The sequence below is a fragment of the Bradyrhizobium quebecense genome, from assembly GCF_013373795.3.
Taxonomy (GTDB): domain Bacteria; phylum Pseudomonadota; class Alphaproteobacteria; order Rhizobiales; family Xanthobacteraceae; genus Bradyrhizobium; species Bradyrhizobium quebecense.
Map to the genome: position 1 here is coordinate 6,242,504 of NZ_CP088022.1, position 26,822 is coordinate 6,269,325.

At 64.4% G+C, this 26,822-nt stretch carries 26 protein-coding genes; 16 read left to right on the top strand and 10 right to left on the bottom strand.

Annotated features, from left to right (window positions below; genetic code table 11):
- The first annotated feature begins 133 nt into the window (after positions 1-133).
- Positions 134-1,678 carry an acyl-CoA synthetase gene (locus tag HU230_RS30140; protein ID WP_176528702.1) on the top strand — a complete coding sequence of 515 codons (1,545 nt, stop codon included), beginning with the start codon at positions 134-136 and terminating at the stop codon, positions 1,676-1,678.
- Positions 1,679-1,902: 224 nt separating this feature from the next.
- On the opposite strand, the gene HU230_RS30145 is transcribed toward HU230_RS30140, so the two are convergent.
- Positions 1,903-2,409: a hypothetical protein gene (locus tag HU230_RS30145; protein WP_176528701.1), complete on the bottom strand. Its 507-nt coding sequence runs from the start codon at positions 2,407-2,409 to the stop codon at positions 1,903-1,905.
- A 104-nt stretch (positions 2,410-2,513) separates the two neighbouring features.
- On the opposite strand from HU230_RS30145, the gene HU230_RS30150 reads away from it, so the two are divergent.
- Both HU230_RS30150 and HU230_RS30155 read left to right on the top strand, forming a co-directional pair.
- A complete protein-coding gene (locus HU230_RS30150; protein WP_176528700.1) occupies positions 2,514-3,659 on the top strand; it encodes an alpha/beta fold hydrolase in 1,146 nt (381 codons plus the stop codon).
- Between the two features lie 206 nt (positions 3,660-3,865).
- On the top strand, positions 3,866-4,243 hold the full coding sequence (locus tag HU230_RS30155) for a hypothetical protein (RefSeq protein WP_176528699.1): 378 nt from the start codon (positions 3,866-3,868) through the stop codon (positions 4,241-4,243).
- 78 nt (positions 4,244-4,321) lie between these two features.
- Here HU230_RS30155 and HU230_RS30160 read toward each other — a convergent pair whose 3' ends face one another.
- Positions 4,322-5,044 (bottom strand): hypothetical protein, encoded by a 723-nt coding sequence (locus HU230_RS30160; RefSeq protein ID WP_176528698.1) that lies wholly within the window; start codon positions 5,042-5,044, stop codon positions 4,322-4,324.
- Between the two features lie 165 nt (positions 5,045-5,209).
- Between HU230_RS30160 and mbfA the strand changes: the two genes are divergently transcribed.
- From mbfA to HU230_RS30185, 5 genes are all read left to right on the top strand, one after another.
- A complete protein-coding gene (mbfA, locus tag HU230_RS30165; RefSeq protein WP_173640298.1) occupies positions 5,210-6,181 on the top strand; it encodes an iron exporter MbfA in 972 nt (323 codons plus the stop codon).
- Positions 6,182-6,236: 55 nt separating this feature from the next.
- The gene (locus tag HU230_RS30170) at positions 6,237-7,064 is read left to right on the top strand and encodes a hypothetical protein (protein ID WP_224943715.1); all 828 of its coding nucleotides are present in this window, start codon (positions 6,237-6,239) and stop codon (positions 7,062-7,064) included.
- 36 nt (positions 7,065-7,100) lie between these two features.
- Complete coding sequence (locus HU230_RS30175; RefSeq protein ID WP_176528696.1) at positions 7,101-7,631, top strand: cytochrome b; 531 nt, start codon at positions 7,101-7,103, stop codon at positions 7,629-7,631.
- A gap of 84 nt (positions 7,632-7,715) precedes the next feature.
- A complete protein-coding gene (locus tag HU230_RS30180; RefSeq protein ID WP_176528695.1) occupies positions 7,716-9,188 on the top strand; it encodes an amidase in 1,473 nt (490 codons plus the stop codon).
- 114 nt (positions 9,189-9,302) lie between these two features.
- The gene (locus HU230_RS30185) at positions 9,303-9,656 is read left to right on the top strand and encodes a nuclear transport factor 2 family protein (RefSeq protein ID WP_176528694.1); all 354 of its coding nucleotides are present in this window, start codon (positions 9,303-9,305) and stop codon (positions 9,654-9,656) included.
- Between the two features lie 144 nt (positions 9,657-9,800).
- On the opposite strand, the gene HU230_RS30190 is transcribed toward HU230_RS30185, so the two are convergent.
- Complete coding sequence (locus tag HU230_RS30190) at positions 9,801-10,889, bottom strand: Zn-dependent alcohol dehydrogenase (protein WP_176528693.1); 1,089 nt, start codon at positions 10,887-10,889, stop codon at positions 9,801-9,803.
- Between the two features lie 195 nt (positions 10,890-11,084).
- Entirely contained in the window at positions 11,085-12,866 is a 1,782-nt protein-coding gene (locus tag HU230_RS30195; RefSeq protein WP_176534801.1) for an acyl-CoA dehydrogenase family protein, read from the bottom strand.
- Between the two features lie 71 nt (positions 12,867-12,937).
- Between HU230_RS30195 and HU230_RS30200 the strand changes: the two genes are divergently transcribed.
- A complete protein-coding gene (locus HU230_RS30200; protein WP_176528692.1) occupies positions 12,938-13,639 on the top strand; it encodes an SDR family NAD(P)-dependent oxidoreductase in 702 nt (233 codons plus the stop codon).
- Positions 13,640-13,798: 159 nt separating this feature from the next.
- Entirely contained in the window at positions 13,799-14,629 is an 831-nt protein-coding gene (locus HU230_RS30205; protein ID WP_176528691.1) for an enoyl-CoA hydratase, read from the top strand.
- Between the two features lie 121 nt (positions 14,630-14,750).
- Here HU230_RS30205 and HU230_RS30210 read toward each other — a convergent pair whose 3' ends face one another.
- Together HU230_RS30210 and HU230_RS30215 are read right to left on the bottom strand one after the other, a co-directional pair.
- The gene (locus HU230_RS30210) at positions 14,751-15,374 is read right to left on the bottom strand and encodes a GNAT family N-acetyltransferase (RefSeq protein ID WP_176528690.1); all 624 of its coding nucleotides are present in this window, start codon (positions 15,372-15,374) and stop codon (positions 14,751-14,753) included.
- A gap of 70 nt (positions 15,375-15,444) precedes the next feature.
- Complete coding sequence (locus tag HU230_RS30215; RefSeq protein WP_176528689.1) at positions 15,445-15,648, bottom strand: DUF1127 domain-containing protein; 204 nt, start codon at positions 15,646-15,648, stop codon at positions 15,445-15,447.
- Positions 15,649-15,766: 118 nt separating this feature from the next.
- Here HU230_RS30215 and HU230_RS30220 point away from each other — a divergent pair, with 118 nt between their 5' ends.
- From HU230_RS30220 to tcuB, 5 genes are all read left to right on the top strand, one after another.
- Entirely contained in the window at positions 15,767-16,666 is a 900-nt protein-coding gene (locus HU230_RS30220) for a transcriptional regulator GcvA (RefSeq protein ID WP_176528688.1), read from the top strand.
- Positions 16,667-16,843: 177 nt separating this feature from the next.
- Positions 16,844-18,169 (top strand): MFS transporter, encoded by a 1,326-nt coding sequence (tcuC, locus tag HU230_RS30225; protein WP_176528687.1) that lies wholly within the window; start codon positions 16,844-16,846, stop codon positions 18,167-18,169.
- 132 nt (positions 18,170-18,301) lie between these two features.
- On the top strand, positions 18,302-19,702 hold the full coding sequence (tcuA, locus tag HU230_RS30230) for an FAD-dependent tricarballylate dehydrogenase TcuA (protein ID WP_176528686.1): 1,401 nt from the start codon (positions 18,302-18,304) through the stop codon (positions 19,700-19,702).
- Between the two features lie 24 nt (positions 19,703-19,726).
- Positions 19,727-20,761 carry an alpha/beta hydrolase gene (locus tag HU230_RS30235; protein ID WP_176528685.1) on the top strand — a complete coding sequence of 345 codons (1,035 nt, stop codon included), beginning with the start codon at positions 19,727-19,729 and terminating at the stop codon, positions 20,759-20,761.
- A 71-nt stretch (positions 20,762-20,832) separates the two neighbouring features.
- A complete protein-coding gene (gene tcuB, locus HU230_RS30240; RefSeq protein ID WP_176528684.1) occupies positions 20,833-21,936 on the top strand; it encodes a tricarballylate utilization 4Fe-4S protein TcuB in 1,104 nt (367 codons plus the stop codon).
- A 151-nt stretch (positions 21,937-22,087) separates the two neighbouring features.
- On the opposite strand, the gene HU230_RS30245 is transcribed toward tcuB, so the two are convergent.
- Genes HU230_RS30245 through HU230_RS30255 form a run of 3 tightly spaced genes read right to left on the bottom strand, consistent with a single transcriptional unit; the run spans position 22,088 to position 24,683 of the window.
- Positions 22,088-22,501, bottom strand: coding sequence for a Rieske (2Fe-2S) protein (locus tag HU230_RS30245; protein ID WP_016846808.1), 414 nt, complete (start codon positions 22,499-22,501; stop codon positions 22,088-22,090).
- Positions 22,501-23,610 carry an amidohydrolase family protein gene (locus HU230_RS30250; RefSeq protein WP_176528683.1) on the bottom strand — a complete coding sequence of 370 codons (1,110 nt, stop codon included), beginning with the start codon at positions 23,608-23,610 and terminating at the stop codon, positions 22,501-22,503. The genes HU230_RS30245 and HU230_RS30250 overlap by 1 nt, the downstream gene beginning before the upstream one ends.
- On the bottom strand, positions 23,607-24,683 hold the full coding sequence (locus HU230_RS30255; protein WP_176528682.1) for an amidohydrolase family protein: 1,077 nt from the start codon (positions 24,681-24,683) through the stop codon (positions 23,607-23,609). The genes HU230_RS30250 and HU230_RS30255 overlap by 4 nt, the downstream gene beginning before the upstream one ends.
- Before the next feature lie 173 nt (positions 24,684-24,856).
- Between HU230_RS30255 and HU230_RS30260 the strand changes: the two genes are divergently transcribed.
- A complete protein-coding gene (locus HU230_RS30260; protein WP_176528681.1) occupies positions 24,857-25,339 on the top strand; it encodes a CinA family protein in 483 nt (160 codons plus the stop codon).
- Positions 25,340-25,510: 171 nt separating this feature from the next.
- Here HU230_RS30260 and HU230_RS30265 read toward each other — a convergent pair whose 3' ends face one another.
- Positions 25,511-26,821 carry an HlyD family type I secretion periplasmic adaptor subunit gene (locus tag HU230_RS30265; RefSeq protein WP_176528680.1) on the bottom strand — a complete coding sequence of 437 codons (1,311 nt, stop codon included), beginning with the start codon at positions 26,819-26,821 and terminating at the stop codon, positions 25,511-25,513.
- Between the last annotated feature and the right edge of the window lies 1 nt (position 26,822).

A 26,822-nucleotide genomic window follows, 5' to 3' on the forward strand; every position in this document is an offset into this window, starting at 1 on the left:
GGGCCGTCCACACCATCAACCACAGGTCGATGTGGTTATGCCGGGCTGCGGCCCCAACCCGTTTCAACAACACAACACGGTGGTTATGGGTCCCTGCTTTCGCAGGGACGACGCACCACCTGAGGAAACATCTTTGACCCACCCGTCCATCCACGCGCGCAACCATCCGAACAAGATCGCCTACCAGATGGCGGGCAGCGGCAAGGCGATTACCTATCGCGAGCTCGACGAGCTCTCGAACCAGGGCGCACATCTGTTCCGCTCGCTCGGCCTGAAGGCCGGCGACCACATCGCGCTCCTGATGGAAAACCGCCTCGCCTTCATGGAGATCTGCTGGGCGGCGCAGCGCTCGGGGCTCTATTACACGGCGATCAGCCGCTACCTGACGGAAGAGGAGATCGCCTACATCATCAAAGACTGCGGAGCGAAGGTGTTCATCACCACGCCGCAATGCGCCGACAAGGTGAAGGGCCTGATCAAGGGCGAGCCGGACGAACCGCTGTTCTACATGATGGATGAGCCGGCACCAGGCTTCCGCTCCTACGACAAGGAGGCCGCCGCGCAGCCGACCACGCCGGTTGCCGACGAGGTCGCCGGCTACGACATGCTGTATTCCTCCGGCACCACCGGCCGGCCCAAGGGCATCAAGAAGGAGTTCGAGGGCAACCGGATCGACGTGCCGAACCCGTTCCTGCGGATCCTCACCGCCGATATGTGCGGCATGAACGCCGACAGCATCTATCTGTCGCCGGCGCCGCTCTATCACGCGGCTCCGCTACGCTTCAACATGATGGCGACGGTGCTCGGCGGCACCTCCGTCATCATGGAGCATTTCGACGCCGAGGAATTCCTGAAGCAGGTCGAGAAGCACAAGGTGACGCAGTCGCAGCTGGTGCCGACCATGTTCGTGCGCATGCTGAAGCTGCCCGACGAGGTGCGCGCCCGCTACAAGGTCTCATCGCTGAAAGGAGCGATCCACGCCGCGGCACCCTGCCCGGTCGACGTGAAAGCCAAGATGATCGAATGGTGGGGACCGATCCTGATCGAGTATTACGCCGGCTCCGAAGGCAACGGCGTCACCGTCTCGACCTCGCAGCAATGGCTGACCCATCGCGGCACGGTCGGCCGCGCCGTGGTCGGCAAGGTCAAGATTCTCGACGAGAACGACGAGGAGGCGCCGACCGGCCAGATCGGCCAGGTCTATTTCGCCGACGCGCCGGTTTTCAGCTATCACAACGATCCCGAGAAGACGAAGAAGGCCTACAACGCCAAGGGCTGGTCGACGCTCGGCGACGTCGGCTACCTCGATGAAGAGGGCTTCCTCTACCTCACCGACCGCAAGAGCTACATGATCATCTCCGGCGGCGTGAACATCTATCCGCAGGAGACCGAGGACGTGCTGATCACGCATCCCGCGGTCTCCGACGTCGCGGTGTTCGGCGTGCCCAACGAGGAGATGGGCGAAGAGGTCAAGGCCGTGGTGCAGCCGCACGACATCGCCAGGGCCGGCAAGGAGCTCGAGGCCGAGCTGATCGCGTTCTGCCGCCAGCATCTGTCGCCGATCAAATGCCCGAAGAGCATCGACTTCGAGCAAGAGTTGCCGCGGACCCCGACCGGGAAACTGGTGAAGCGGCATCTGCGCGACAGATACTGGCCGAAGGCGCCTGCCAGGGCGTGACCGCGGTTCACCTCCCCTGGATGGCCACCGCCGCGCGCGGCCAAAATATCGAAAACAACCCCATGCAAAGGAGCTGGCGGCTGCCGGCGTTCGACAAGGCAACTTGACACGTCAGGCAACTCAGGGATATATTTCCAATATTCCGAAATCGTGCAGGCGATCCGCCCCCCCTCCAGGAGGATGAAGAGCGCATGCGGGACGCCGCTTGCGCCCAACCCACCGACCTACAAATCCTCTGCCGGTCCGCATGCCACCGACGCCGCGGCGCGCAGATGCAGTTGGCCGTGCTTGCCTGATGCCGTGCTGGTCCATTGCGCGTCGATGTGCTGAAAATCTTCCGACAGCTTGCCGCGGTGGCTGCCGTCGGTCTCGAATGCACCGTTGCCATCGGGCGACCGTTCGAAGATCTCGACTTCGAGATCGGACAGCCGGATGAACATCTGCACGCCGATCCTGGTCACAAGACGGCCGACCTCATATGAACCGCAACCTCGGGCTTCCGCGTTCTGCTCGTTCAAGGCCTGCACCTTGTCGAAGGTGATGACGACGTTCTGCACCGTGTTGTCGCCATCCCACAGGAATTCGCCGATATAGGCGCGCGGCAATTTTTCGGTGAGCTCCCTGATGTCGGCCGCGCGGACCGCGGACATCAGCATCAGGCCGGCGGCCACGATCATCAGACCGAGACGCGACATCCAGCCGGGCAGCTCTGCAATCCTCGCGTGGCGCATGCGGTATGCATCCCGTGGCCAAAGTTGCTATCGTGAGTCGATGGCCGCCAGCATACAGCAAAATGCGCTGGTTGTGCGGCGAGGCCCAACAGGTGATCTGCACGATGGAAACGCTCCCCGACGTCCCGCTGCCCTCGACCATCCGCTCGCGTTATGTCGACGGGATCAACGGCCTGCGCATGCATGTGCTGGAGGCCGGCTTCGAAACAGCCGGCCGTCCCTGCTTGCTGCTGCTGCACGGTTTTCCCGAGCTGGCGTTCTCCTGGCGCAAGGTGATGCCGAAGCTGGCCGCTGCCGGCTATCACGTGATCGCGCCGGACCAGCGCGGCTATGGCCGCACCACAGGCTGGAGCGCGGAGTATGACGGCGATCTCGCCCCCTTCCGCCTGCCCAATCTGGTGCGCGATGCGCTTGGGCTGGTGGCGGCGTTCGGCTACACGCACGTCGATGCCGTGATCGGGCATGATTTCGGCTCGTCGGTCGCGGCATGGTGCGCGCTGATCCGCCCCGACGTGTTCCGCGCTGTCGTCATGATGAGCGCGCCGTTCGGAGGACCGCCGTCGCTGCCGTTCAACACCGCAAGTGAGCCCGCGAAACCCGCGAACGAAGACCCCGTGCATCGCGAGCTGGCGGCGCTGCCGCGTCCGCGCAAGCACTACCAATGGTACTATTCGACGCATCAGGCCAATGCCGACATGCATCGCGCTCCACGGGGCGTGCACGACTTCCTGCGCGCCTACTATCATCACAAGAGCGCGGACTGGAAAGACAACAAGCCGTATCCGCTGCAATCCTGGTCGGCGGGGGAGCTGGCCAAACTGCCGACCTACTATGTGATGGACCTCGCCAAGGATATGGCTGCGACGGTGGCCGAGGAAATGCCGTCGCGCGCGGCGATCGCCGCCAACACATGGCTGCCGGACCGCGACCTCGCCTATTACAGCGCGGAGTATCAGCGCACGGGATTCCAGGGCGGGCTGCAATGGTATCGCTGCGGGACGTCAGGCGCGTTCACGGCGGAATTGCAGACCTGGAGCGGCCGCTGCATCGAACAACCATCCGCGTTCATCTCGGGCAAGCAGGATTGGGGCACCTATCAGAGGCCCGGCGTGTTCGAGACGATGCAGACCAAGGCCTGTACCAAAATGATCGGCTGCCATCTGGTCGACGGCGCCGGCCACTGGGTGCAGCAGGAGCAGCCGGACGAAGTGGGCCGGCTGCTGCTGCAGTTCCTCGATCGCGCAAGCTAGAGCCACTTCGGTTCTGATCGAATCAGTCGCTCTAGATTCTTGTTTTGGCAGGTTTTCTTCGCGCGAACCGGCATCCGTCCCGCGTCAGATGCGTGCCGCCACGATCCCGTCACAGGGCGTTAATGCGCGGTTCACGAAACATTGGGCAATGATTGGCGTTGCTAGAAACCGGCGCTCGGTCCGGCGACTTTTTGAGGAGAGCAAAGATGGATAGAAAAATCGCTGGACTTCTGGGAGCGGTGGCCGCGTTCGGCGCGGTCGGTGCCGCCGAAGCTGCGCCTGGGCCGAACCCGGCCGACGTTCTGCAGGCGAACTCATACGCGGACCTGCTGGAGCCGATCTCGAACGCCTCCGCAAAGCTGCAGGCGCTCGACGAGGCTGCGCCCGCTCCGGCCCGCGAGAACGTGCAGCTTGCACAGTACTACTACCACCACCATCACCACCACCACCACCATCATCACGGCTACTATCGCCGCGGCTACTACGAGCCCCCGGTCATCGTGGTGCCGCGCTATCGGCGCTACCACCATCACCATCATCACCACCATCATCATCATCACAGCTTCTACCGTCGCGATTACTGAGCGAGGGCGACCGATCGGCGATACCACAACGGGGCCCATGGGCCCCGTTGTTTTATCAACTATGATGCGGCATCTCGCTCAATCGTTGCGCGCCTTCTCCTTTGCGGCGCGGTGCAGATGGCGATATGTGCCGTCGAACACCGTGTCCGATGACGACGTCCATTCCGTTCCGGCGGCCAGTTTGGGCCGATTGTTGTAGATGCGGCGCGCCTGCAATTCGCGTTCGGCGGCCTCCTCCTCGCCCATCTGCTCGAGCTGAAAGTTCGCTTCCTCGGGAATCACGATGATCTGGGCGAACGGCTCGTTCGGCCGGAAAATGTGAGTGCGCCCTTCCGCCGGCGCCTTGAACACCGTGAAGAACATCATCGGCCACCAATTGCGCACGAGCGCCGGAACGGCGATCGGCACGGTGTCGGAGCGATCGGTGTAGAAGCGCGGATGCGGTTCGGTACGGATCGCCATGCCCTTCTCGACCTTGAGATCGAGCAATATCTGATAGGTGTAGAACGCGTCGCCGAAATTCCGGAACGGCGGCCACTGCACGCCGCTGTCCGGCGGCTCCCCCCAATCGGCGTCGAGTTGTAGCCTTCCGTCCTTCGTGGTGACGTGCAGCTCGAAATCATAGGGATAGAACAGCTCGATCCCGTATTGCGCGCCTTCCGAGAACGGCACGCAATGCCAGACCTGCTCGCGCGAACCATCGCTGCGCGGCTCCCGGTTGCCGGCCCAGCCCGGAATCTCGAGTTTCGTCCGCCGCGGCGCCAGTCGCGCATCGTTCAGGCGGAATTTGACGGTGTCCATGGCATCCTCTCGTGCACAGCAGGAACTCGAACGGACGTAGCACGGCCTAGTTCCCCTGATCTTGATCACGAACCGGCAGAGACGCACCCATCCGGGATTGACCTCGGCCTGACGAACAAATATTAGAATTATTCTAATTCTAAACTCCGTAAACAAGGCGTTGCCGTGAAGAATTTCGCCGATCTGACCGAGCGCGAGGTGCTGGCGGTCGCGATTGCCTCCGAGGAGGAGGACAGCCGCATCTACATGTCCTTCGCCGAGGACCTCGCCGGCCGCTATCCTGATACCGCAAAGATCTTCGAGGAGATGGCGGAGGAAGAGCGCGGCCATCGCCATCGGCTGCTGGAGACCTATGAGCAGCGCTTCGGCCCGCATCTGCCGCCGATCCGGCGCGAGGACGTCAAAGGCTTTCTGCGCCGGCGTCCGATCTGGCTGACCAAGAACCTGCCGCTCGACACCATCCGCAAGGAAGTCGAGACCATGGAGCTCGAGGCCGAGCGCTTCTATGCCAAGGCGGCGGAAAAGGCTGAGGATACCGGCGTACGCCGGCTGCTCGGCGATCTCGCCGAAGAGGAGAAGGGCCACGAGAAACTCGCGGTCAAGCTGACCGGCGACATCCTCAAGCCCGATGTGCGTGCAGAGGAAGACCGCACGCGGCGGCGGATGTTCGTGCTGCAATATGTGCAGCCGGGCCTCGCCGGACTGATGGACGGCTCGGTCTCGACCTTGGCGCCGCTGTTCGCCGCCGCCTTCGCCACGCATCACAACTGGCAGACGTTCCTGGTCGGCCTTGCCGCCTCGATCGGCGCCGGCATCAGCATGGGCTTTGCCGAAGCGCTGTCCGACGACGGCTCGCTGACCGGGCGCGGCTCGCCCTGGCTGCGCGGCATCACCTGCGGATTGATGACGACGCTCGGCGGCCTCGGCCACACCATTCCCTATCTGGTGCCCGATGCCTGGCCGAACGCATTCTGGATCGCGACCGCGATCGCCGGGATCGTCGTGTTCTTCGAGTTGTGGGCGATCGCCTTCATCCGCTCGCGCTACATGGACACGCCGTTCCTGCAGGCGGTGTTCCAGATCGTGCTCGGCGGCGCGATCGTGCTCGCGGTCGGCATCCTGATCGGCGCGGCGTAGGACGGCGAGGCTCCCGATGCGATCCCGGCAACAATGTAGAGATATAGCCGGCGCGGTGCTGATTGCGCTCGGCGCGGTCGGATACAGCAGCCATGCGCAGGCGACCGATGAGATCCAGGTCTACAATGCCGGCATTGCGGCAGTCGGCCAGTTCACCGTCCAACAGCATCTCAACTATGTCGGCATCGGCCAGAAGGACCCGCCCTTCCCCGGCGGCTTTCCCTCCAACCACAGCCTCAACGGCACGCCGGAGTTTGCCTATGGCATGACGGATTGGTGGGAGCTCGGCCTTTATCTGCCGTTCGCCGTGCAGGACCGGCAATTCCTGTCCGACGCATTCAAGCTGCGCACGCTGTTCGTCTCGCCGAACGCCGACAAGCGCAACCTGTTCTACGGCATCAATTTCGAGCTGAGCTACGAGATGCCGAAATTCGCGCAGACCCGCTGGGGCCTGGAAATCCGGCCAATCATCGGCGTGCGCAACGCGGACTATGAATTCATCGTCAACCCGATCGTCGATGTCGGCTTCGGCAAATATGGCGAGGCCGATTTCGCGCCGGCCGCGCGCGTCGCGCGCAAGCTGAAGGACGATGTGTATGTCGGCCTCGAATACTACGCCGATTTCGGCAGGATCGGCGCCTTCAGCCCGCTCGCCCAGCAGCAACACACATTGTTCGCGGTGACCGACTTCAAGGTGGGTGATGTCGACATCGACTTCGGCGTCGGCTACGGCCTCACGCCGGCGTCGGACCGGCTCGTCGTCAAGACCATCATCGGATACGCTTTCCCGGTGCCCGGGACCAAGGAGAGCAGCGAGCGCGCCAGCGCGAGCGGCCCCATCAATCCAATGGCGCATCTGTCGGCGCGCAGCACGCCGTATTAGATTAGCTCGACAATCTCAGAAACGGCTCGAAAGTTTATGACCGGTCGTCTGCATTACGGCACCACCGCGAAGCTGCTGCATTGGGTGATCGTCGCCCTGCTGGCAGTGCAATACCCGATCGGCTGGCTGATGCCGGACATTCATCGCGGTCAGGCTCCTGGCGCCGCCATGACGTTCCATATTTCCTTCGGCATCGTCATCCTTGCGCTCATCATGCTGCGGTTCATCTGGCGGCTGACGCATCCGGTCGCGCCGGAAAGCTCGCTGCCTGCGTGGCAACGGCTGAGCTCGGAAGCCGTGCACTGGATGCTCTATGTTCTCGTGCTGGCAACGACCATCAGCGGCTGGCTGTTTGCATCGTTTCGCGGCTGGACCGTCTCGTTCTTCTACGTGATGCCGCTGCCGATGCTGGCCTCGGACAATGCCGCGGCCGGCAAGGCGATCGACGGCCTGCATCAGGCTGCAGAATGGTCTCTGCTGGTGCTGATCTGCCTCCACGTCGCGACCGCGCTGGTGCACTTGCTGATCTACCGCGACCGCATCATGCAGCGCATGCTTCCGGGCTAGGCGGCCAGCGCAATTGCGATCAAGCCGGGCTTGCCCGCCCGTTCCATTCTGCGCATGATCGCCGCCAGAACAAGGGAGCACGCCGTGGCCAAATCGCAATGGAGTTTCAAGACCGCCGTCGAACTGTCGGAGGCGCTGCGCAACAAGCAGGTCTCGGCAGTCGAACTCGCGGAAGACGCGATCGGCCGCATCGAGCGCCATGACGGCAAGATCAACGCAGTTTGCGTGCGCGATTTCGAGCGGGGCCTCGCTGCTGCCCGCGCTGCCGATGCCGCGATCGCGCGCGGCGAGCACAGACCGCTGCTCGGCATTCCCATGACGGTGAAGGAATCCTTCAACGTCGCGGGATTGCCGACGACCTGGGGCTTCCCGCCGCAAAAGGACTTCGTGCCGGCGGAAGACGCGCTCTCGATCACGCGGGTAAAGGACGCCGGCGCCGTCATCCTCGGCAAGACCAACGTGCCGGTCGGCCTCGCCGACTGGCAGAGCTACAACGAGATCTACGGCACCACCAACAACCCTTACGACCTCGGCCGCACGCCGGGCGGCTCCTCCGGCGGATCAGCGGCGGCGCTTGCCGCGGGCTACGGCGCATTGTCGCTCGGCTCCGACATCGGCGGCTCGCTGCGCGTGCCGGGATTCCACTGCGGCATCTATGCGCACAAGCCGACCTTCGCGCTGCTGCCGTCGCGTGGTCACACCCCGCCGCCGCTGCCGCCGCTGCCGTTCGATCGCGACCTGTCCGTGATCGGCCCGATGGCTCGCGGCGCGGCCGACCTCGCACTCGTGCTCGACGTGATGGCCGGCCCCGATCCGCTCGAAGCGGGCAAGGCCTACCGGTTGGACCTGCCGGCGGCGCGCCACACCGCCCTGAAGGATTTCCGCGTCCTCGTGATCGACAGCGATCCGGTGCTGCCGACCGACAAGGTGATCCGCGGAAGCATCGACAAGCTCGCGAGCAATCTCGACAAGGCCGGCGCGAAGGTGTCTCGCTCGAGCCCGCTGCTGCCGGACTTCGCCGCGTCCTCGCGGCTTTACATGCGGATCCTGCTGTCGTTCCTTGGGGCGACCTTCCCGCCCGAGGTCTATGCCGGCGCCTGCGCGGCGGCAGCCGCGCTGCCGGCCAGCGACACCAGCCTGCAAGCCGAGCGGCTGCGCGGCATCGCGCTCAGCCATCGCGACTGGGTGATCGCCGACGGCGGCCGCGCGCGGCTGCGCGCGCAATGGCGCGAGCTGTTCAAATCGTTCGACGCCGTGATCTGCCCGATCATGCCGACGCCGGCCTATCCGCACGATCATTCGCCCGACCAGGAGCAGCGGCGGATTTTGATCGACGGCGAGCCGCATGTGTATACCGACCAGCTCGCCTGGCCCGGCATCGCGACGCTGCCCGGCCTGCCTTCGACAGCGATCCCGACTGGCTTTGCGCCCGACGGATTGCCGGTCGGCGTGCAGATCGTCGGCCCCATGCTGGAAGACCGCACGCCGCTGAAGCTCGCCGAGCTGATCGAGCGCGAGTTCGGCGGCTTCGTGCCGCCGAAGATGTTCGATGACTAGGTGGTTGCTGCCGTCATTGCGAGGAGCGAAGCGACGAAGCAATCCATATATCAGCGAGCACAGCGATGGATTGCTTCGCTGCGCTCGCAATGACGAGCAACAGGGAGAACACCAATGAGCAAGGACCTCGAAGAGCTGACAAAGCTCAACAAGGATTACGTCGATTCAGTTCAGAACTGCGACGTCAAGCGCTTCGATGAAATCCTGGCGCAGGACTTCTACTGCACCAATCCAGACAAGAGCCTGGTCGACCGCGCCGCTTTCCTGAAGCAGACGGCGATCCCGGTGAAGATCAAGGGACTGAAGGCCGAGGACGTCAAGATCCGCATCCTCGGCGATTTCGCCATCATCCACGCCCAAACCAGCTACACCAATGCGGACGGCGAGAGCGCGCACGGCCGCTACACCGACTGCTGGGCGCGGCAGAACGGCAAATGGCTTGCAGTGTCAGCGCACGTCGCGCGGTGAGGGCGACGTTCGCAGCCTCACCCTCCGCTGTCATGCCCCGCTTCATGCGGGGCATCCAGTACTCCGCGGCCGCAGTTGATTCACACAACTTCCGCCGCGGCGTACTGGGTCGCCCGGTCAAGCCGGGCGACGACGGCCGAAACTTCAACTATCGAACATGATCACGCTGCGCAGCGTCTTGCCGGCTTTCATGTTGGCAAAACCCTCGTTGATCTCGCTGAGCTTCAGCTTGGCCGAGATCCAGTCCTCCAGATGCAGCTTACCGCGCATGTAGAAGTCGACGAGGCGCGGCATGTCGACGCGGAAGTGGTTGGAGCCCATCGACGAGCCCTGGATGCGGCGCTCGCGCAGGAAGTCGAAGCCGTGCAGCTCGATCTTCTGGCCGAACGGGATCATGCCGACGATGGTCGCGGTGCCGCCCGCCGCGAGCATGGCGAAGGCCTGCTCGGCGGTTTCCTTGCGGCCGAGCACCTCGAAGGAGTGCTGCACGCCGCCGCCGGTGAGCTCGCGCACCTGCTGAACCACGTCGCCGCGCGCGGGATCGACGATGTCGGTGGCGCCTAACTTGGTCGCAAGCTGCAGCTTCGCTGGATTGGTGTCGATCGCGATGATGCGGCCGGCGCCGGCGATCTGCGCGCCGTTGATCGCGGCCATGCCGACGCCGCCGCAGCCGATCACAGCCACGGTCTCGCCGGCGGTCACCTTCGCGGTGTTGACCACGGCGCCATAGCCGGTGATGACGCCGCAGCCGATCAGCGCGGCGAGATCGAGCGGCATCTCCTTCTTGATCTTCACGATCGCGTTCTCGTGCACCAGCATCTGCTCGGCGAAGGACGACAGATTGAGGAACTGGTTGAGCTTCTCCTTCCGGCCCCACGACAGGCGGTTGGAGGCGCCGGGCAGCATCTTCACCGTGGTGTCGGTGCACAGCACGGTGCGGCCGGTGGTGCAATTGTCGCAGGTGCCGCAGAACACCGAGAGGCAGGTCACGACGTGATCGCCGGGCTTCACGTAATTGACGTCTGAGCCGACCTTCTCGACCACGCCGGCCGATTCATGGCCGAGCACCGCCGGCAGCGGATGCGGATAAAGCCCTTCCATGAAGTGAAGGTCGGAATGGCAGAGACCCGCGACCGCGGTGCGGATCAGGACCTCGCGCGGCCCCGGATTGGGCACACTGACATCCTCGATCACCAGCGGCTGATTGACTTCATGCAGGACGGCGGCCTTCATCGGAATTTCCTCTCATGTTTTTTGTTGCGCACGCTCTCCACCTCTCCCAACGGGAGAGGTCGGAGCGCATCGAAGATGCGGTCCGGGTGAGGGGTTCAGGTCTATCGATAGAGCGCAACCCCTCACCCGGATCGCTGGCGCGATCCGACCTCTCCCGATGGGAGAGGTGAGACTGCGCGAGCGGCCACGGCGAGCCTACGCTGCGACGAGCAATTCGCCAACCTCGGCCATGCCGACGGCGCGATCGCCGAGCAGGTGCTCGGTCATCCTGCGCTGAACGGTATTTTCCGTAAGCCGGAACGGATCGCCCGGCATCACGCGGTGATCGATCACCATCCGCGACAGCAGCAGCCGGCGCGCGTCGCCACGCATCTCGTGGATACGTCCGCCCTCCCATGCCAGCGCCACGGCGCTCGCGACGTGATAGAGCAGGCTGGTGGCGCGCCGCGAATCGCCCTCATTGTCAATGCGGCCTGCGACTTCGCGCGCAAACCCGATCGCACGATCGCTGAGATCGCGCAGCCGGTTGCGCCAGGCCTCGGGCACGTTCGGGCTGTCATCGAGCCGCGCATGCAGATCGGCTGCGAGCGCATTGTCGGCGCCATGGCGCCCGACCGCGCGCTTCAGCGCATCGATCGCGACGATGTTGCCGGTGCCCTCCCAGATCGAGCCGAGATGCGCATCGCGCAGCAGCCGCGGCGTGACGAATTCCTCGATGTAGCCAATGCCGCCGCGCATCTCCATCGCATCGCCGCAGACCTTGCGGGCATCGCGGGTGGCGCGGAATTTCAAAGTCGGCGTCAGGATGCGGAGCAGTGCCGCGGCATCCTGGCTGCCGGCCTCGGCGCGGTCGAGCGCGTCGGCGGTCAAAAAGCTCATCGACAGCGCCTGCTCGGTCGGCAGCATGATCTTCATCAGCTGGCGCCGCGCCAGCGGCAGGTCGATGATGCGTTGGCCGAACACCACACGCCCCTTCGCGACCGTGATCGCGTCGTGCCAGGCACGGCGCATCAGCGCGGTCGACTTCACGCCGTTGGAGAGCCGCGACGAGTTCACCATCTCGGCCATCTGCACGAAGCCGCGGTCGAGCTTGCCGACGGCATACGCGATCGCACCGTCGAGCTTGATCTCGCCCGAGGCCATCGAGCGGGTGCCGAGCTTGTCCTTGAGGCGCACGATCCGGTAGTGGTTCTGCGAGCCGTCGTCGAGGAAACGCGGCATCAGGAACAGGCCGACACCCTTGGTGCCCGGCCCCGCGCCTTCGGGGCGCGCCAGCAGCATCACCACCTTGGCGTCGGCGTTCGAGCAGAACCACTTCTCGCCATAGAGCCGCCAGTAGTCGCCCTCCTGCACCGCGCGCGTGGTCAGCGTGCCGACGTCGGAGCCCCCCTCTTTCTCGGTCATGAACTGGCCGCCCTGCGTCAGCTTGTTCATGTCGGTCTGGGTCAGGCCGTCGAGATATTTCGCCTTCAACGCCTCGCTGCCGAAATTCGCCAGCAGCTTTGCGCACCCGTCGGTGACGTTGATCGGACAGCCCATGCCGAATTCGGTCTGGTTGAACAGGAAGGTGAAGGCATGCTTGGCCACCACGGAATATTTGTCGGGCCAGCCCATGATGCCCTTGCGGATCGACAGCGCGTGAATGCCGAACTCGCCGAACGCGGCCTTCTCGATCTCGCGATAGGCCGGATGATATTCGATTGTTTGCACGTCGCGGCCGAACTTGTCGCGCTGGTGCAGCACCGGCGCATGCCGGTCGGCAAGCCGCGCGCATTCGTCGAGAGCGCCGCCGGCCAATCCGCCGAGCCGGTCAAGATGCGGTTCGATGTGGCGGAACAACGCCTCGGGCAGATGCAGCTTCAGAAGATCGGTCAGCGCGGGATCGGCCCGGTAGAAATTCATGCCCGTCGTGTCGGGCGCGAGCAGGCCCGGCTGGCTGGCGGACGACGTTTTCGGATCCTGCTTGTGCGGCTGCATTGAATTCCCGGTTGCGGTGCTCATTTGTTTGGGCACGACTATCCTCCTCCGGCCGAGCAAAGGAAAGCCCAATGGATATTCCGAAGTACAAGATCGCCCTGATCGTCGGCGCCGGCGAGGGCCTGAGCGCCTCGCTGACGCGGCTATTTTCGCGGGAGGGAATTCGCGTCGCGCTGGGCGCGCGCAGCATCGAAAAGCTCGGTGCGCTCTGCACGGAAACCGGCGCGCGCGCCTATGCTTGCGACGCCACCAAGGCGGAAGACGTCGAGCGTCTGTTCGGCCTGGTCGAGCGCGAGATCGGAACACCCGACCTCGTGGTCTATAACGCCTCCGGGCGCTCGCGCGGCCCCTTCGTTGAACTCGTCCCCTCCGAGGTCGAGCAGGCGATCGCGGTCTCGGCGTTTGGCGGTTTCCTGGTGGCGCAGGAGGCGGCGAAGCGGATGCTGCCCAACAAGAAGGGCGCGATCCTGTTCACCGGCGCCTCCGCCAGCGTCAAGGGCTATGCGCAATCGGCGCCGTTCGCGATGGGCAAGTTCGCATTGCGCGGGCTGGCGCAGAGCATGGCGCGCGAATTGTCGCCGCAGGGCATCCACGTCGCGCATTTCGTGATCGACGGCGGCATCCGCAGCGCCGCGCGCGCCGAGCCCGCCGACCGCCCGGATTCGATGCTCGATCCCGACGCGATCGCGTTGAGCTACTGGAACGTGCTGCAGCAGCCGCGCAGCGCCTGGAGCTGGGAGCTGGAATTGCGGCCCTGGGTTGAGAAGTTTTGAGATGACGGAGATCATGCAAGCGGCGTAACGTCGGCGACGACCCGCCGCATCCGTCATTGCGAGCGGAGCGAAGCAATCCACACCGCCACAAGCGGAGCAATGGATTGCTTCGGCGCTTCGCGCCTCGCAATGACGGCAACGATTGCCTCCGGAGGAACCATGACCCACGAAATCAAGATCGAGACCGGCACCGACGAACTGCTCTGCGTGATCCGCGACCGCGTCGCCGTCATCACGCTGAACCGTCCGGACGCCCGCAATTCGCTGTCGGACACGCTCACGCCGGCGCTGCGCACGATGATCCGGACCTGCGGCGAGAACCCCGAGGTCGGCGTGCTGCTCGTCACCGGCGCCGGCAAGGCGTTCTGCGCCGGCGGCAACGTCAAGGGCATGGGCGCCAATCGCGATCCAAAGAAGCTCGAAATGTCCTATGAGGACAAGGTCGCCGACTTGCAGGAGCGCCAGCGCCTGCTCACCGGCGCGCTGGCCTCGGTACGGAAGCCGACCATTGCCGCGCTGCCCGGCCCGGCGGTGGGCGCCGGCCTTGCGATCGCGATGGCCTGCGACATCCGGATCGCCGCACAATCCGCCTTCATCTCGACCGGCTATCTGCGCGTGGCGCTGAGCGGCGACTACGGCATGGCCTGGCTCTTGACGCGCCTGGTCGGCACCTCGCGCGCCCGCGAGCTGATGTTCACGTCCGAGAAGGTCGATGCCGCAAGATGCGAGCAGATCGGCCTCGTCAACCGCGTGGTGCCGGACGAGACGCTGCAGGACGAGGCGTTCGCGCTGGCGAAGTCGATGGCCGAAGGCCCGACGCTCGCGCTGCGCTACATGAAGGACAATCTCGACGAGGCACTGCAGTTCGACTTCGCCACCGCGCGCGACCACGAAGCCGAGCGGCTGATCCGCTTGACCACAACGGCCGATCACAAGGAGGCGGTGCAGGCCTTCATCGAGAAGCGCAAGCCGGTGTTTAGGGGTAATTGAGCGCGTAGCGCCCTTCAAGTCACCCCTCCCTTTGTGGGAGAGGCGAAGCAAGCGCGTAGCCCCGAGTAAGTTCCAAAGAAAAGGGCCCGGTTCTGGAGGGGCCAGAACCGGGCCTAGTCAGTCAAACCGCAAGCGAGGACATCGTGGCCGAGCGGGAAGTGGCGGCAAGCCGCCAGCTGGCACAGGGAATGTCTTGTGGTTCGACGTAGATCTCTTTCGCAAAGCGCACCAGCTTCCAATCGCCGGGGCTCGCAGTGAAGGCATAGCCGGACTTGCGGGCGAGACCGATCATCGTGGCGTTGGACCGCAGCGCGTCGCCGAAGATGCGCTCGGCTCCGAAAGACGCCGCGCGGCATTCGAGATTCTTCAGCAGCGCCTTGCCAATGCCGTGGCCCTGCCACCGGTCATCGATCGACAGGCCGAACTCGACGCTCGACGTATCGGCATGGAAGGCGTAGCGGGCTTCGCCGACGATGGTCTCAAAACCATCGACCAGCATCGTCGCGACCACCGTGAACCGGTCAGCCTCGCCGACGTGAATAAAACGCTCGAGCTCCATCTTCGGCAGCTCGCTTAGTGCACCCAGGAAGCGGTTGTAACGGGACCCGGCGGAGAGCGAGCGGATGTAAGCCTGCAGCTCTTCACGATCGCGCGGCTCGACGAAGCGCACCTTGATCTCGCTGCCGTTCTTGGCGCGCAGCACATCAGAGTATTGCTTGAGATCGTCGAGATGCAGCGCAGTCATGATACGCTCCCCGCGTGAAGGAATTGGCCGGCGCCCCTCGGTCGAGGCAGCGCCGGCGAAGGCGTCCTTGTCAGGCCCGCCAGAACGGCTTGTCGGTCTCGAAAACGATGTCGCTGCGGGACATGCCGATGTCGTGCAGGTCGCGCTCGGTCCACTGCGACAGCTCGCGGCGGCGCTCATAGCGATCCCACCAGACGTGCAGCGTGTCGCTGACCTGGTTCAGTAGCCCAGGCGTATGATGATTTGTCATCGATTCATGGGTCAAAATGGACATCTGCGGCTCCTATCGGTAACCTGTTGGCGGTAATATCGGAGCAATTCGGCCTGTTCACAAACGACACTTTGTACCACTTCGCATGAATTAAAGTCATGTATTTGGAGGCCATTCTGAGATGACCAGCCGCCTGCCTTCGTTGAACGGCCTGAGGGCGTTCGAGGCCGCCGCGCGGCACATGAGCTTCACGGTCGCGGCGTCCGAACTGAACGTGACGCAGACCGCGATCAGCCATCAGATCCGGCGCCTCGAGGAAGAGCTCGGCGTTCGTCTGTTCGTCCGCCAGAACCGCTCGTTGAGCCTGACGCCGGAGGCCGCCGAATACCTTCCCGGCGTTCGCGCCGCCTTCAACGACCTCAGGCTCGCGACCGACCGCCTGCTGCGCCGGGACGACGGTCACGTGCTGACCGTCTCGACGCTGGCATCGCTCGCCGCCAAATGGCTGCTGCCGCGACTGTCGGCGTTCCAGGAGGCGCATTCCGGCATCGATGTCCGCATCACCACCTCGACCAGCCTGGTCGACTTCCAGCGCGACAAGGTCGACGCGGCGATCCGCTATGGCCGCGGACAATGGGCGGGCCTGCGCGCGGACTGGCTGATGGCGGACGAGCTGTTTCCGGTGTGCAGCCCGTCGCTGCTTGATGGAACCAAGCCGCTCAAATGCCCCGAAGATCTCAGGGACCATGTGCTGCTGCACACCAGTAACGCCAACAGCGACGACTGGCGGCTGTGGCTGACCGCGGCGGGACTGCCGACCGACATTTCCAAGCAGCCGGGCGTGACCTTCGACCTGCTGTTCGTGACGATCCAGGCCGCGATCGACGGCATCGGCATCGCGATGGGCCGCACCTCCTATGTGCAGGACGACATCGCCAAGGGCCGTCTCGTGGTTCCCTTCAAGATCGCGCTGCCCGCCGACGCCGGCTTCTATCTGGTCACGCCGCAGGGACGCGCCGATTCACCAAAGCTTTCTGCATTCCGATCGTGGCTCGGCGCTGCGGCACACACAGCGCCTTGATGCGGCGCACGCCGCATCAGCAAAATTCCCACCTACGGCTTTTTTCCCATAGCGCCGGCGCGATTTCGGGTTGGTCGCGCCGGACAGCCGTGCCAAATTGCCGCATATGGCAGTTAACTGCCTTGGCCGGCGACACAATTTGCGCCGGCCGTTTTGTCACGGGGAGGAAAGGGCGTTATGTCGCAGTCGAGTTCATCGCAAGTCCCGCAGATCAAGTCGCGTCTCGGCGCCATCCTGCGCGCGACCAGCGGCAATTTCCTCGAGCAATTCGACTTCTTCCTGTTCGGCTTCTATGCGCAGGACATCGCGAAGGCGTTCTTCCCCGCCCAGAACGAGACGGCGGCGCTGCTCAATGCGTATGGCGTGTTCTGGCTCGGCGCGCTGATGCGTCCCGTGGGCGCGGTCGTGCTCGGCTCCTACATCGATCGCATCGGCCGCCGCCAGGGCCTGATCGTGACGCTCGCGCTGATGGCGCTTGGCACGGTGGTGATCGCCTTCTGCCCGTCCTACGCATCGATCGGCATCGCCGCAACGATCATCGTGCTGATTGGCCGGCTGATCCAGGGCTTCTCCGCCGGAGTCGAACTGGGCGGTGTCTCCGTTTATCTTTCCGAGATCGCAACACCCGGCAATCGGGGATTCTACACCTCGTTTCAATCCTCCAGTCAGCAGGTTGCCATCTTTGTTGCAGCCGTGATCGGCTTCGTCCTGAGAGAGGTGATCCCCGGCGACACTTTCCTGGATGCGATCGGCGGCGTCGCCAAATGGCGCATCCCGTTCTTCATTGGATGCCTCATCATTCCCGTGATCTTCATGTTGCGGCGTTCGCTCGAGGAAACGCCGGCCTTCCTGGCCATGAAGAAGCATCCGACGCCGAGCGAAGTGTTCGCCTCGGCGCTGGAGAACTGGCGCATCGTCATTCTCGGCATGATGATCGCGGTTCTGACCACCACGACGTTCTATTTCATCACGGTGTATGCGCCCGGCTTCGGCAAGGAGCTGCACCTTTCAGCCTCCGGGACGCTGCTGGTGACCCTGCTCGTTGCGGTGACGAATTTCATCTGGAATCCGGTCGGCGGCGCGCTGTCCGACCGGATCGGCCGCAAGCCGGTGCTGATCGCGATCGCGAGCCTGTCGTTCGTGACGGCCTACCCGGCACTGTCGTGGCTCTCGCATGAGCCCACGCTCGGGAAGCTGCTGGCCGTGCAGATGATGTTCTCGTTCTACTTTGGCGTCTACAGCGGCACGATGCTGGGATGCCTGGTCGAGATCGTGCCGGCGCATGTCCGCACCACCTGCTTCTCGATCGCGTTCGCGTTGGCGGCGGGCATCTTCGGCACATCGACCCCGTTCGTCGCGACCAAGCTGATCGCCATGACCGGCCAGGACAAGGCCTCGCCTGCCTACTGGCTCATGTTCGGCGCCGTTCTCGGCATCATCGCCGCGCTGATCGTCTATCGTGGCGGCCAGACCATCGAGCAGCGCGAGACGGTTGCGGCCTGATCCTGTGCATGCAATTGGGGCAGACTCCTTGATTTGAGCATGATCTTTCGGAACACCGCTACACACTTTTCCGGATCATGCTCATTCGCCTGCCCCTGTTGCTTTCCATGCCAACAACGATAACAAGAGCGCATGGTTGATCTGACGCGCAGGTTCGACGTGCTGGTGATCGGCGGCGGCAACGCTGCCCTCTGCGCTGCGATCAGCGCCCGGCGCGCCGGCGCCTCCGTCCTGGTGCTGGAGGGCGCCCCGAAATTCTACCGCGGCGGCAACACCCGCCACACCCGCAACATGCGCTGCGCCCATGACGCGGCGACCGAGATCCTCACCGGTCCCTACACCGAGGAGGAATTCTGGAAGGATTTGCTGCTGGTGACCGGGGGCCAGACCGACGAGGAACTGGCGCGCTTCATGATCCACGAGTCCAAGGACATCCTGAACTGGATCGTCGAACAGGGCGTGCGCTGGCAGCCCTCGCTCGGCGGCACGCTGAGCCTCGGCCGCACCAACTCGTTCTTCCTCGGCGGCGGCCGCGCGATGCTGAACGCGCTCTATCGCACCGCCGAGGAGCTCGGCGTCGACGTCCTCTACAACGCCGAGGTGATCGATCTCAAGATCGAGGACGGCATGTTCCTGTCGGCGCAGCTGAAACAGCCGGTCGGCGGCAAGACCGAGGTGCGCGCCTCGACGCTGGTCGCGGCCGCCGGAGGCTTCGAGGCCAATATCGAGTGGCTGAAAGAATATTGGGGCGAGGCCGCCGACAATTTCCTGATTCGCGGTACGCCCTATAACCGCGGCGCGATCCTGAAGATGCTGCTCGCCAAGGGCGTGCAGGAGATCGGCGATCCCACGCAATGCCATGCGGTGGCGATCGATGCGCGTGCGCCGAAATTCGACGGCGGCATCATCACCCGCCACGACTCGGTCGTGTTCGGCATCGTCGTCAACAAGCACGCCGAGCGGTTCTACGACGAGGGCGAGGACATCTGGCCGAAGCGCTACGCGATCTGGGGCCGCCTGGTCGCCGCGCAGCCGGACCAGATCGCCTACATCATCTTCGACTCGACCGTTGTGACGAGCTTCATGCCGACGCTGTTTCCGCCGATCGCGGGCGCAACGATCGCCGAGCTCGCCGGCAAGCTCGAGCTCGATGCGTCAGCGCTGGAAAAGACCATCACCGAGTTCAACGCCGCCGTACAGCCCGGGACGTTCGACCACACCATCCTCGACGACTGCCGCACCCAAGGCATCACGCCGGCGAAGACGCATTGGGCACGCAGGATCGAGACGGCGCCCTATCTCGCCTATCCGGTGCGGCCGGGCATCACCTTCACCTATCTCGGCACCCGCGTGAACAAGCAGTCGCGGATGCTGATGAAGGACGGCAAGCCGTCGGCCAACATGTTCGCCGCCGGCGAGATCATGGCCGGCAACGTACTCGGCAAGGGCTACGCCGCCGGCATCGGCATGACCATCGGCAGCGTGTTCGGCCGCGTCGCCGGGCGGGAAGCGGCGAAGAATGCGCGGAACTGAGCCTCGTGCGATCAGGGAGGAGCGATGTCACGTCTTGCGATGTTCGCCGCTGCGGCTGCCCTGATGGCATCGGCCGCGAGCCACGCCGCCGAGCCGATCGCACTGCGCGACATGGGCTCGTTCCATGTCGGCGGCCGCCTGGTCGAGATCAGCGGCAAGCCGGTCAAGGACGTCACCTTCACGCCCGGCGGCGTGCCGGCCAAGGTCGATCCGAACGGCACCTACCAGGTCGAGCAGATGTACGTGCAGTACTTCCTGCCGCAGAACGAGAAGGGCGCCTATCCGCTGCTGCTGTGGCATGGCGGCGGGCTGACCGGCGTCACCTATGAGACAACGCCTGATGGCCGCGAGGGCTGGCTGAACTATTTCCTGCGCAAGGGCTGGAGCGTCTACAATTCGGACGCCGTCGAGCGCGGCCGCGCCGGCTGGGCGCAATACCCCGACATCTTCAAGGGCGAGCCGGTGTTCCTCACGACAGCCAATCCGTTCGAGCGCTTTCGGATCGGCGACGGCCCCGGCTCCTACGATCCCGATCCGGCCAAGCGCCACCTGATGCCCGGCAGCCAGTTCCCGAACGAAGGCTACGAGAACTTCGTCAAGCAGAACGTGCCGCGCTGGACCACCACCGATGACGCAACGATCGCGGCCTACATCGCCGAGATCGATCGCGTCGGTCCGTGCATCATCCTGTTCCACAGCCAGGCCGGCACGTTCGGCTTCAAGGTCGCGCAGGCGCGGCCCGACAAGGTGAAGGCGCTGATCGCAATCGAGCCGGCCGGCGTCGGCGACCCCGCCAAGGTCGACGCATTGAAGAATATCCCGACGCTGATGGTCTATGGCGATTACATCGAGCGCGATTCGCGCTGGCCGAAGATCCGCGCTACCGGCGGCGCCTTCGCCGACGCCATCCGCGCCGCCGGCGGCAGCGTCGATGTCGTCGATCTGCCCAAGACCGGCATCAAGGGCAATTCGCACATGATGATGATGGACAAGAACAATGCCGAGGTCGCCGGCCTGATCCAGACATGGCTGGAAGGCAAAGGGCTAACGAAGAAATAGCACAGCGTTTTCGAGCGAAGTAGGAACCGGTTCGCGTCAAGAAAACGCGTCAAACTAAAAGAGCTAGAGCGATGCACGGGACGAGGATATTGCAGGAAGCCGACCGTCTGATGACGGTGTGCAATTCCTGCCGCTATTGCGAAGGCCTGTGCGCGGTGTTTCCCGCGATGGAGATGCGCCGCGCCTTCTCCGACGGCGACCTCAACTATCTCGCCAATCTGTGCCATGCCTGCGGCGCCTGCTACACCGACTGCCAGTTCTCGCCACCGCACGAGTTCAACGTCAATGTGCCGAAGACGCTGGCGGTGGTGCGCGCGGAATCCTATGCTGCCTATGCTTGGCCGCGCGCCTTTGCCGGCGCGTTCGCGCGCAACGGCCTCGTCATCAGCCTGATCGCGGCGCTGAGCGTCGCCGCCTTCATCTTCGGCTTCGCCGCGATCAACGACCGCGGTGTGCTTTATGGCATCCACACCGGGCGCGGCGCATTCTACAAACTGATGCCGCACAATGCGATGGCGCTGCTGTTCGGCGTCGCCCTGCTCTACGCGATCCTCGCGCTGGTGATGGCCGTGCGCGCGTTCTGGCGCGCGATCGGCGAGCCCGTCGGCATGAAAACGGACGCAAGATCGCTGTTGCAGGCGATCCGCGACGCCGGCGAGCTGCGCTATCTCGACGGCGGCGGCGTCGGCTGCTTCAACGAGGACGACCACCCGACCGACCGCCGCAAGCTGTATCACCACTTCACCTTCTACGGCTTCGTGCTGTGCTTTGCCGCGACCTGCGTCGGCACGCTGTACCACTATCTGCTGGCGCGCGAAGCGCCCTATGCGTGGTGGGACCTGCCGGTCGTGCTCGGCACACTCGGTGGCATCGGCCTCGTCGTCGGCCCGATCGGGCTCTTGTCAGAGAAATGGAAGCGCGACCGCGTGCTGGTCGACGAGCAGCAGATGGGCATGGACACCGCGTTCATCCTGATGCTGTTCCTGACCAGCGTCACCGGCCTTGCCTTGCTGCTGTGGCGCGAGAGCGCCGCGATGGGGCCGCTGCTGGCGCTGCATCTCGGCATGGTGTTCGCGCTGTTCATCACCATGCCCTACGGCAAATTCGTGCACGGCATCTACCGCTTCGTCGCGCTGGTGCGCTACGCGCGGGAACGGCAGATGATGGCGGAATGAGTGGTGGGTCGGTTGAGCTACGCTGGCTCACCCGCATCCTGTCATTCCGGGATGCGCCGAAGGCGCAGGCCCGGAATCCATCGAGCCGGAGAACAAGCGGTGGAATGGATTCCGGGCTCGCCGCTTCACGGCGCCCCGGAATGACGGATGGTCAGAGATCCACTACGACGTAGTCGCTTTCGACCGCGACCTTGATGGTCTCGGCGACATACGGTCCCTTCACCACATTGGTACCCGGCTCGACACTGACGGGATAGGCGCGCACGCGGAAGCGGCGTGGGTCGCAATAGGACTGGCCGGTGCGGATATCGAACTCCCAGCCATGCCAGGGACAGCGCAGGATCTCACCGAGCTTCGTGTATTCGATCTCGCCGGGGTCTGACGACGAGGCGAGCCCGATCAGCGGCCCCTCGCACAGCGCCGCGCCCTGATGCGGGCAGCGGTTCAGCAGGCCGAAGAACTCGCCCTTGACGTTGAAGACGGCGATCGGCCGTCCGTCGATCTCGAGGAATTTTCGCGACCCCGGCGGCAACTCGTCCACCGGGGCGATCACATGCCTTGCCATCAAGAGACGCCGTACAGCTGCTTCGCATTGTCGAGGTAGAATGCCTGGCGATTGGCATCGCTGACGCCGGCCGGCAGCACGCGCGACGGCTCGTCGTAATCCCAGTGCGGGTAATCGGTCGCGAACAACAGCTTATCCCAACCGATCCACTCGATGGTCTGGAACAGATGGTCGCGGCTCTCCGGATCCTCCATCGGCTGCGTCGTCCACCAGATGTGATCGCGGATATACTCCGACGGCTTGCGCTTCAGATGCGGCACCTCGGCGTGCAGCCGCGCAAACACCTTGTCGAGCCGCCAGGCCAGCGACGGCGCCCAGCCGAACCCGGCCTCGACCATCACCATCTTCAGTTTCGGGAAGCGTTCGAACACGCCCTCGAGCACGAGGCTCGCCAGCGCGGTCTGCTGGCACTGCGAATGCCCGACCATCTCCTCGATGTAAAAGCTCGGCCAGCCCGACGCGGTGATCGGGTTGCCGCCGAAGCCGAAGGCGTGCACGCCGATCGGAAGGCCGGCGTCCTGCGCCGCCTCATAGATCGGCCAGTAGCGGCGCTGGCCGAGCGGCTCGACATTGCGGCTCAGCAGCAGCACCTGGACGAAATTCGTATCGCCTGCGCGCCTGCGGATTTCGGCCGCGGCCGACACGCCGTCCTCGTTGGCGACAACGACCGAGCCCTTCAGGCGCGAGTCCTTGCCGGTCCATTTCTCGATCTGCCAGTCGTTGATCGCAGAGCAGATCGCGGCGGCGAGATCCTGGTTGCGGATGCCCTGCCCGGTGTTGAGCGGGTTGAGCACGCCGAGCGCGACATTGTTGGGATCGAGATGCTGCTTCTGCATGAACGACAGCGACGAGCCCTGCGGGCCGCCTTCCGGCGGATAGGCATCGCGGCGCGAGGCGTTCGGCTGCGCCTTCGGATAGGGCGGGCCTTCCATCATGCCCTGATACGGATGGACGCCGAAGGTCTCGAGATGGCTGTGCCAGCGCTTGGCCAGATAAGGATGCAGCTCGTCCTTGGTCGCGCGTGCCGGATGGATGTCGCAATCGGCGATCGCGGTCTTGATGCCAGCTGACGCAGCCGCGTCGGGACGTTCCCGAATCTGGATGTTCATGGCGTCGTCTCCTTCACCTGCAAGCGCGCATATGTCGCGTGCGGATTGTCGATCACGATCTTGCGAACCAGATCCTGCGACAGCCCCTTCGGCAGCACCTCGTCACCGTCGAACTGCCAATGCGGATAGTCGGTCGAGAATAGGATCAATTCGTCCGACTGCATATGGTCGAACAGCCGGTTCAGCGTGTCGCCGTCCGGCGGTGCGTCGACCGGCTGCAGCGAGAAACGGATGTTGCTGCGCACAATCTCCAGCGGCGCGCGGTCGACCCACGGCGTCTCCATGCGCACGCCGCGCCAAAACTTATGAAGCCGCCACAGGAATGGCGGCAGCCAGGTGAAACCGGACTCCAGCATCACCATTTTCAGGTTCGGATGCCGCGCGAACACGCCCTCGACGATCAGGCTGGTGAGCTGGGTCTGGAACGCCTGCGCCTGCGCGACATAATCCTCGATGTGATAGGAGCCCCAGCCGACCGAGGTCGGCGGGTTGTGATAGGCGCTGCCGGCATGGATTCCGATCGGCAGGCCGAGCCGTTCGGCCGCGGCGTAGATCGGCCAATAGTGACGCTTGCCGAGCGGCATGTCGCCCATCACGAGCATCAGCACCTGCACGAAGCGCTTGTCCTGCGCACAGCGCTCGATTTCGGCGACCGCCTTGCCGATGCTCTGCACGGGGATCACGATCGAGCCGCGCATGCGATCGTCCTTGTCGAGCCATTCCTTGACCAGCCAATCGTTCAGCGCGCGGCAGAAGGCATCGGCCATGTCCTCGGAGAACACCATCTGCACGCCATAGAGCGGATTGCAGATGCCGGTGGCGGTGCCGAACCGGTCGAGCGCCTGGCGCTGCATGTCGGCAAGGCTCGAACCCGGCTTGCCCTGGGCGGGACGCCAGTCCGGCCGCGAGGCGATCGGCGAATTGGTCGGATAGGATTGCGAGATCAGGTCGGTCATGCCGCGCGTCGTCACCTGGTCGCGCCAGTAGTCGTTCATATACGGCAGCAGGCTGGTGAGATGAGGCACGGCGGGATGCAGATCGCAATCCACGCCACCCGCGATCGGCAACGTCATTGTGTTTCCTCCGGCGCACGCTCTCACAACAACTTGTCGGGCGCCGCTTGGTTCTTGTCCGATATTCAATCAGGTCGGGCTGCGGTCCGCAACTCGGCAGGGGCCGGTGTGGTGTGCTAGGAAGGCAGAACGCCCCACGGGATTTTCATGGCAAGCAACAAGAGAGAGCGCCGATGAACGCACTCATATCCATCGCCGAACAGGTCGCCGCGAAGCTGATCGCGAACAAGCAGACGATTGCGGTCGCGGAATCGTCCACCGGTGGACTGATCTCGGCATCGCTGCTCGCAGTGCCCGGCGCATCGGCCTATTTCCTCGGCGGCGGCGTGATCTACACCCGCGATGCACGGCGCGCGCTGATGGACATCTCCGACGACGCCATGCGCGGCCTCCGCTCGTCGTCGGAACCCTACGCACAATTGCTGGCGCGCCAGATCCGCGAACGCCTCTCGACCGATTGGGGATTGTCGGAAACCGGCGCCGCCGGCCCGACCGGCAACCGCTACGGCGATGCCGCCGGCCATAGCTGCATGGCGGTCGCAGGTCCCCAGCAACAGGTGATCACGCTGGAAACCGCCAGCGGCGACCGGCAGGCCAATATGCAGGCATTTGCCAAGGCGGCGCTGGAGCTGTTGTTGAAGAATCTGGCGCGGTAATCTCCCCACACGCGCCGCATTCGGCGATGTCGGATCATCGATCTATCCCCGTCATCCTGAGGAGCGCGAAGCGCGTCTCGAGGGATCGACGGCCACCAGCGGGGCCGTGCATCTTTCGAGACGCGCTTCGTGCTCCTATGACGGGGCGAAGACGGGTCGTCTGTAAGGAAACTATTTCTCGCGGAACGAGCGCATGAACTGGTCGCTCATCGGCTTCATCAGATACGACAGCATGGTGCGGTCGCCGGTCTGGACGAAGGCCTCCACCGGCATGCCGGGGATGATCTTCACCTCGCTGCCGAGGCGCGCGACCTCTTGCGGCGGCATCGAGACGCGGATCGTGTAGTAGCTCTGCCCGGTGCGCTGGTCGGTGTTGACGTCGGCGGAGACGCGGGTGACGACGCCGTTCAGCTCCGGCGTGGTGCGCTGATTGAACGCGGAGAGCCGCAGCACGGTCTTTTGCCCGACCTGGAGCTTGTCGATGTCCTGCGGATTGACCTTGGCCTCGACCGACAGGTCATCGGCCCGGGGCACGATCATCATAATGGCATCGCCGGCGGTGACGACGCCGCCGACCGTGTGGACGGTCGATTGCAGCACCACACCGTCCTGCGGGGCGCGGATGTCGATGCGGCGGAGCTGGTCTTCGGCGGTGACCTTGCGCTCGACGAACTCGCCGATCTTGTCGTTGGCCTCGCGCAGGTCCTTCGAGACCTCCGAGAGCATGTCCTTGTCGACCTGGATGATCTGCAGTTCGGTCTCGGTGATCTTGCCCTTGGCCTGGGCGCGCGACGCAATGTACTGGGCGCGCTCGCCCGAGAGCCGCGCCGCGTCGCGCTCCAGCGTGGTGAGGCGGGTGAGCTGCACCAGATGCTGCTCATACAGCTGGCGGACGCCGACCAGCTCCTGCTGCACCAGCGCGATCTCCTTGTCCTTTGAGGTTTCCTGCGCCTGCAGGCCGGCGATTTCCTCGTTGAGCTGGGTGACACGCTCGCGCAGCTGCGCCTTCTGGCCGGCGCGGCCGTTAACCCGGACCTCGAACAGCTTGGTTTCGCTCGCCATGATGTCGCGGACGTCGGGATCCCTTGCCTGCTCGGTGAGCTGCGGCGGAAACGCGATCTTGTCGAGGCCCTGCTGCTCGGCCTGGAGCCGGGCCGCGCGCGCATAGAGACCGTTCAGCGTCTTGACCACGATCGCAAGGCTCGCCTTCACGACGGTCTCGTCGAGACGCACGACGACGTCGCCCGCCTTGACCGTGTCGCCGTCGCGCGCCAGGATTTCGCCGACGACGCCGCCGGTCGGATGCTGCACCTTCTTGACGTTGGTATCGACCACCACCGAGCCCGGCGCGATCAGCGCGCCCGAGATCGGCACCGTCGCGGCCCAGCCGCCGACGCCGCCGCCCAGAACCAGGACCACGACGAGGCCGACCACGAGGTGCTTTCTGATCGAAGCATGTGCGTTGCGCGGCTGATCGGTCATG

What these genes read in the sequence shown, in the direction of transcription:
- HU230_RS30175 (WP_176528696.1), top strand. Translation starts at nt 7,101, where the DNA reads ATGACCGGTCGTCTGCATTACGGCACCACCGCGAAGCTGCTGCATTGG.
- HU230_RS30145 (WP_176528701.1), bottom strand. Translation starts at nt 2,409, where the DNA reads ATGCGCCACGCGAGGATTGCAGAGCTGCCCGGCTGGATGTCGCGTCTC.
- HU230_RS30155 (WP_176528699.1), top strand. Translation starts at nt 3,866, where the DNA reads ATGGATAGAAAAATCGCTGGACTTCTGGGAGCGGTGGCCGCGTTCGGC.
- HU230_RS30220 (WP_176528688.1), top strand. Translation starts at nt 15,767, where the DNA reads ATGACCAGCCGCCTGCCTTCGTTGAACGGCCTGAGGGCGTTCGAGGCC.
- HU230_RS30185 (WP_176528694.1), top strand. Translation starts at nt 9,303, where the DNA reads ATGAGCAAGGACCTCGAAGAGCTGACAAAGCTCAACAAGGATTACGTC.
- HU230_RS30250 (WP_176528683.1), bottom strand. Translation starts at nt 23,610, where the DNA reads ATGAACATCCAGATTCGGGAACGTCCCGACGCGGCTGCGTCAGCTGGC.
- HU230_RS30265 (WP_176528680.1), bottom strand. Translation starts at nt 26,821, where the DNA reads ATGACCGATCAGCCGCGCAACGCACATGCTTCGATCAGAAAGCACCTC.
- HU230_RS30195 (WP_176534801.1), bottom strand. Translation starts at nt 12,866, where the DNA reads ATGCAGCCGCACAAGCAGGATCCGAAAACGTCGTCCGCCAGCCAGCCG.
- tcuC (WP_176528687.1), top strand. Translation starts at nt 16,844, where the DNA reads ATGTCGCAGTCGAGTTCATCGCAAGTCCCGCAGATCAAGTCGCGTCTC.
- HU230_RS30190 (WP_176528693.1), bottom strand. Translation starts at nt 10,889, where the DNA reads ATGAAGGCCGCCGTCCTGCATGAAGTCAATCAGCCGCTGGTGATCGAG.
- HU230_RS30205 (WP_176528691.1), top strand. Translation starts at nt 13,799, where the DNA reads ATGACCCACGAAATCAAGATCGAGACCGGCACCGACGAACTGCTCTGC.
- HU230_RS30160 (WP_176528698.1), bottom strand. Translation starts at nt 5,044, where the DNA reads ATGGACACCGTCAAATTCCGCCTGAACGATGCGCGACTGGCGCCGCGG.
- HU230_RS30150 (WP_176528700.1), top strand. Translation starts at nt 2,514, where the DNA reads ATGGAAACGCTCCCCGACGTCCCGCTGCCCTCGACCATCCGCTCGCGT.
- HU230_RS30215 (WP_176528689.1), bottom strand. Translation starts at nt 15,648, where the DNA reads ATGTCCATTTTGACCCATGAATCGATGACAAATCATCATACGCCTGGG.
- HU230_RS30255 (WP_176528682.1), bottom strand. Translation starts at nt 24,683, where the DNA reads ATGACGTTGCCGATCGCGGGTGGCGTGGATTGCGATCTGCATCCCGCC.
- HU230_RS30260 (WP_176528681.1), top strand. Translation starts at nt 24,857, where the DNA reads ATGAACGCACTCATATCCATCGCCGAACAGGTCGCCGCGAAGCTGATC.
- HU230_RS30235 (WP_176528685.1), top strand. Translation starts at nt 19,727, where the DNA reads ATGTCACGTCTTGCGATGTTCGCCGCTGCGGCTGCCCTGATGGCATCG.
- HU230_RS30210 (WP_176528690.1), bottom strand. Translation starts at nt 15,374, where the DNA reads ATGACTGCGCTGCATCTCGACGATCTCAAGCAATACTCTGATGTGCTG.
- HU230_RS30245 (WP_016846808.1), bottom strand. Translation starts at nt 22,501, where the DNA reads ATGGCAAGGCATGTGATCGCCCCGGTGGACGAGTTGCCGCCGGGGTCG.
- tcuB (WP_176528684.1), top strand. Translation starts at nt 20,833, where the DNA reads ATGCACGGGACGAGGATATTGCAGGAAGCCGACCGTCTGATGACGGTG.
- tcuA (WP_176528686.1), top strand. Translation starts at nt 18,302, where the DNA reads ATGGTTGATCTGACGCGCAGGTTCGACGTGCTGGTGATCGGCGGCGGC.
- HU230_RS30200 (WP_176528692.1), top strand. Translation starts at nt 12,938, where the DNA reads ATGGATATTCCGAAGTACAAGATCGCCCTGATCGTCGGCGCCGGCGAG.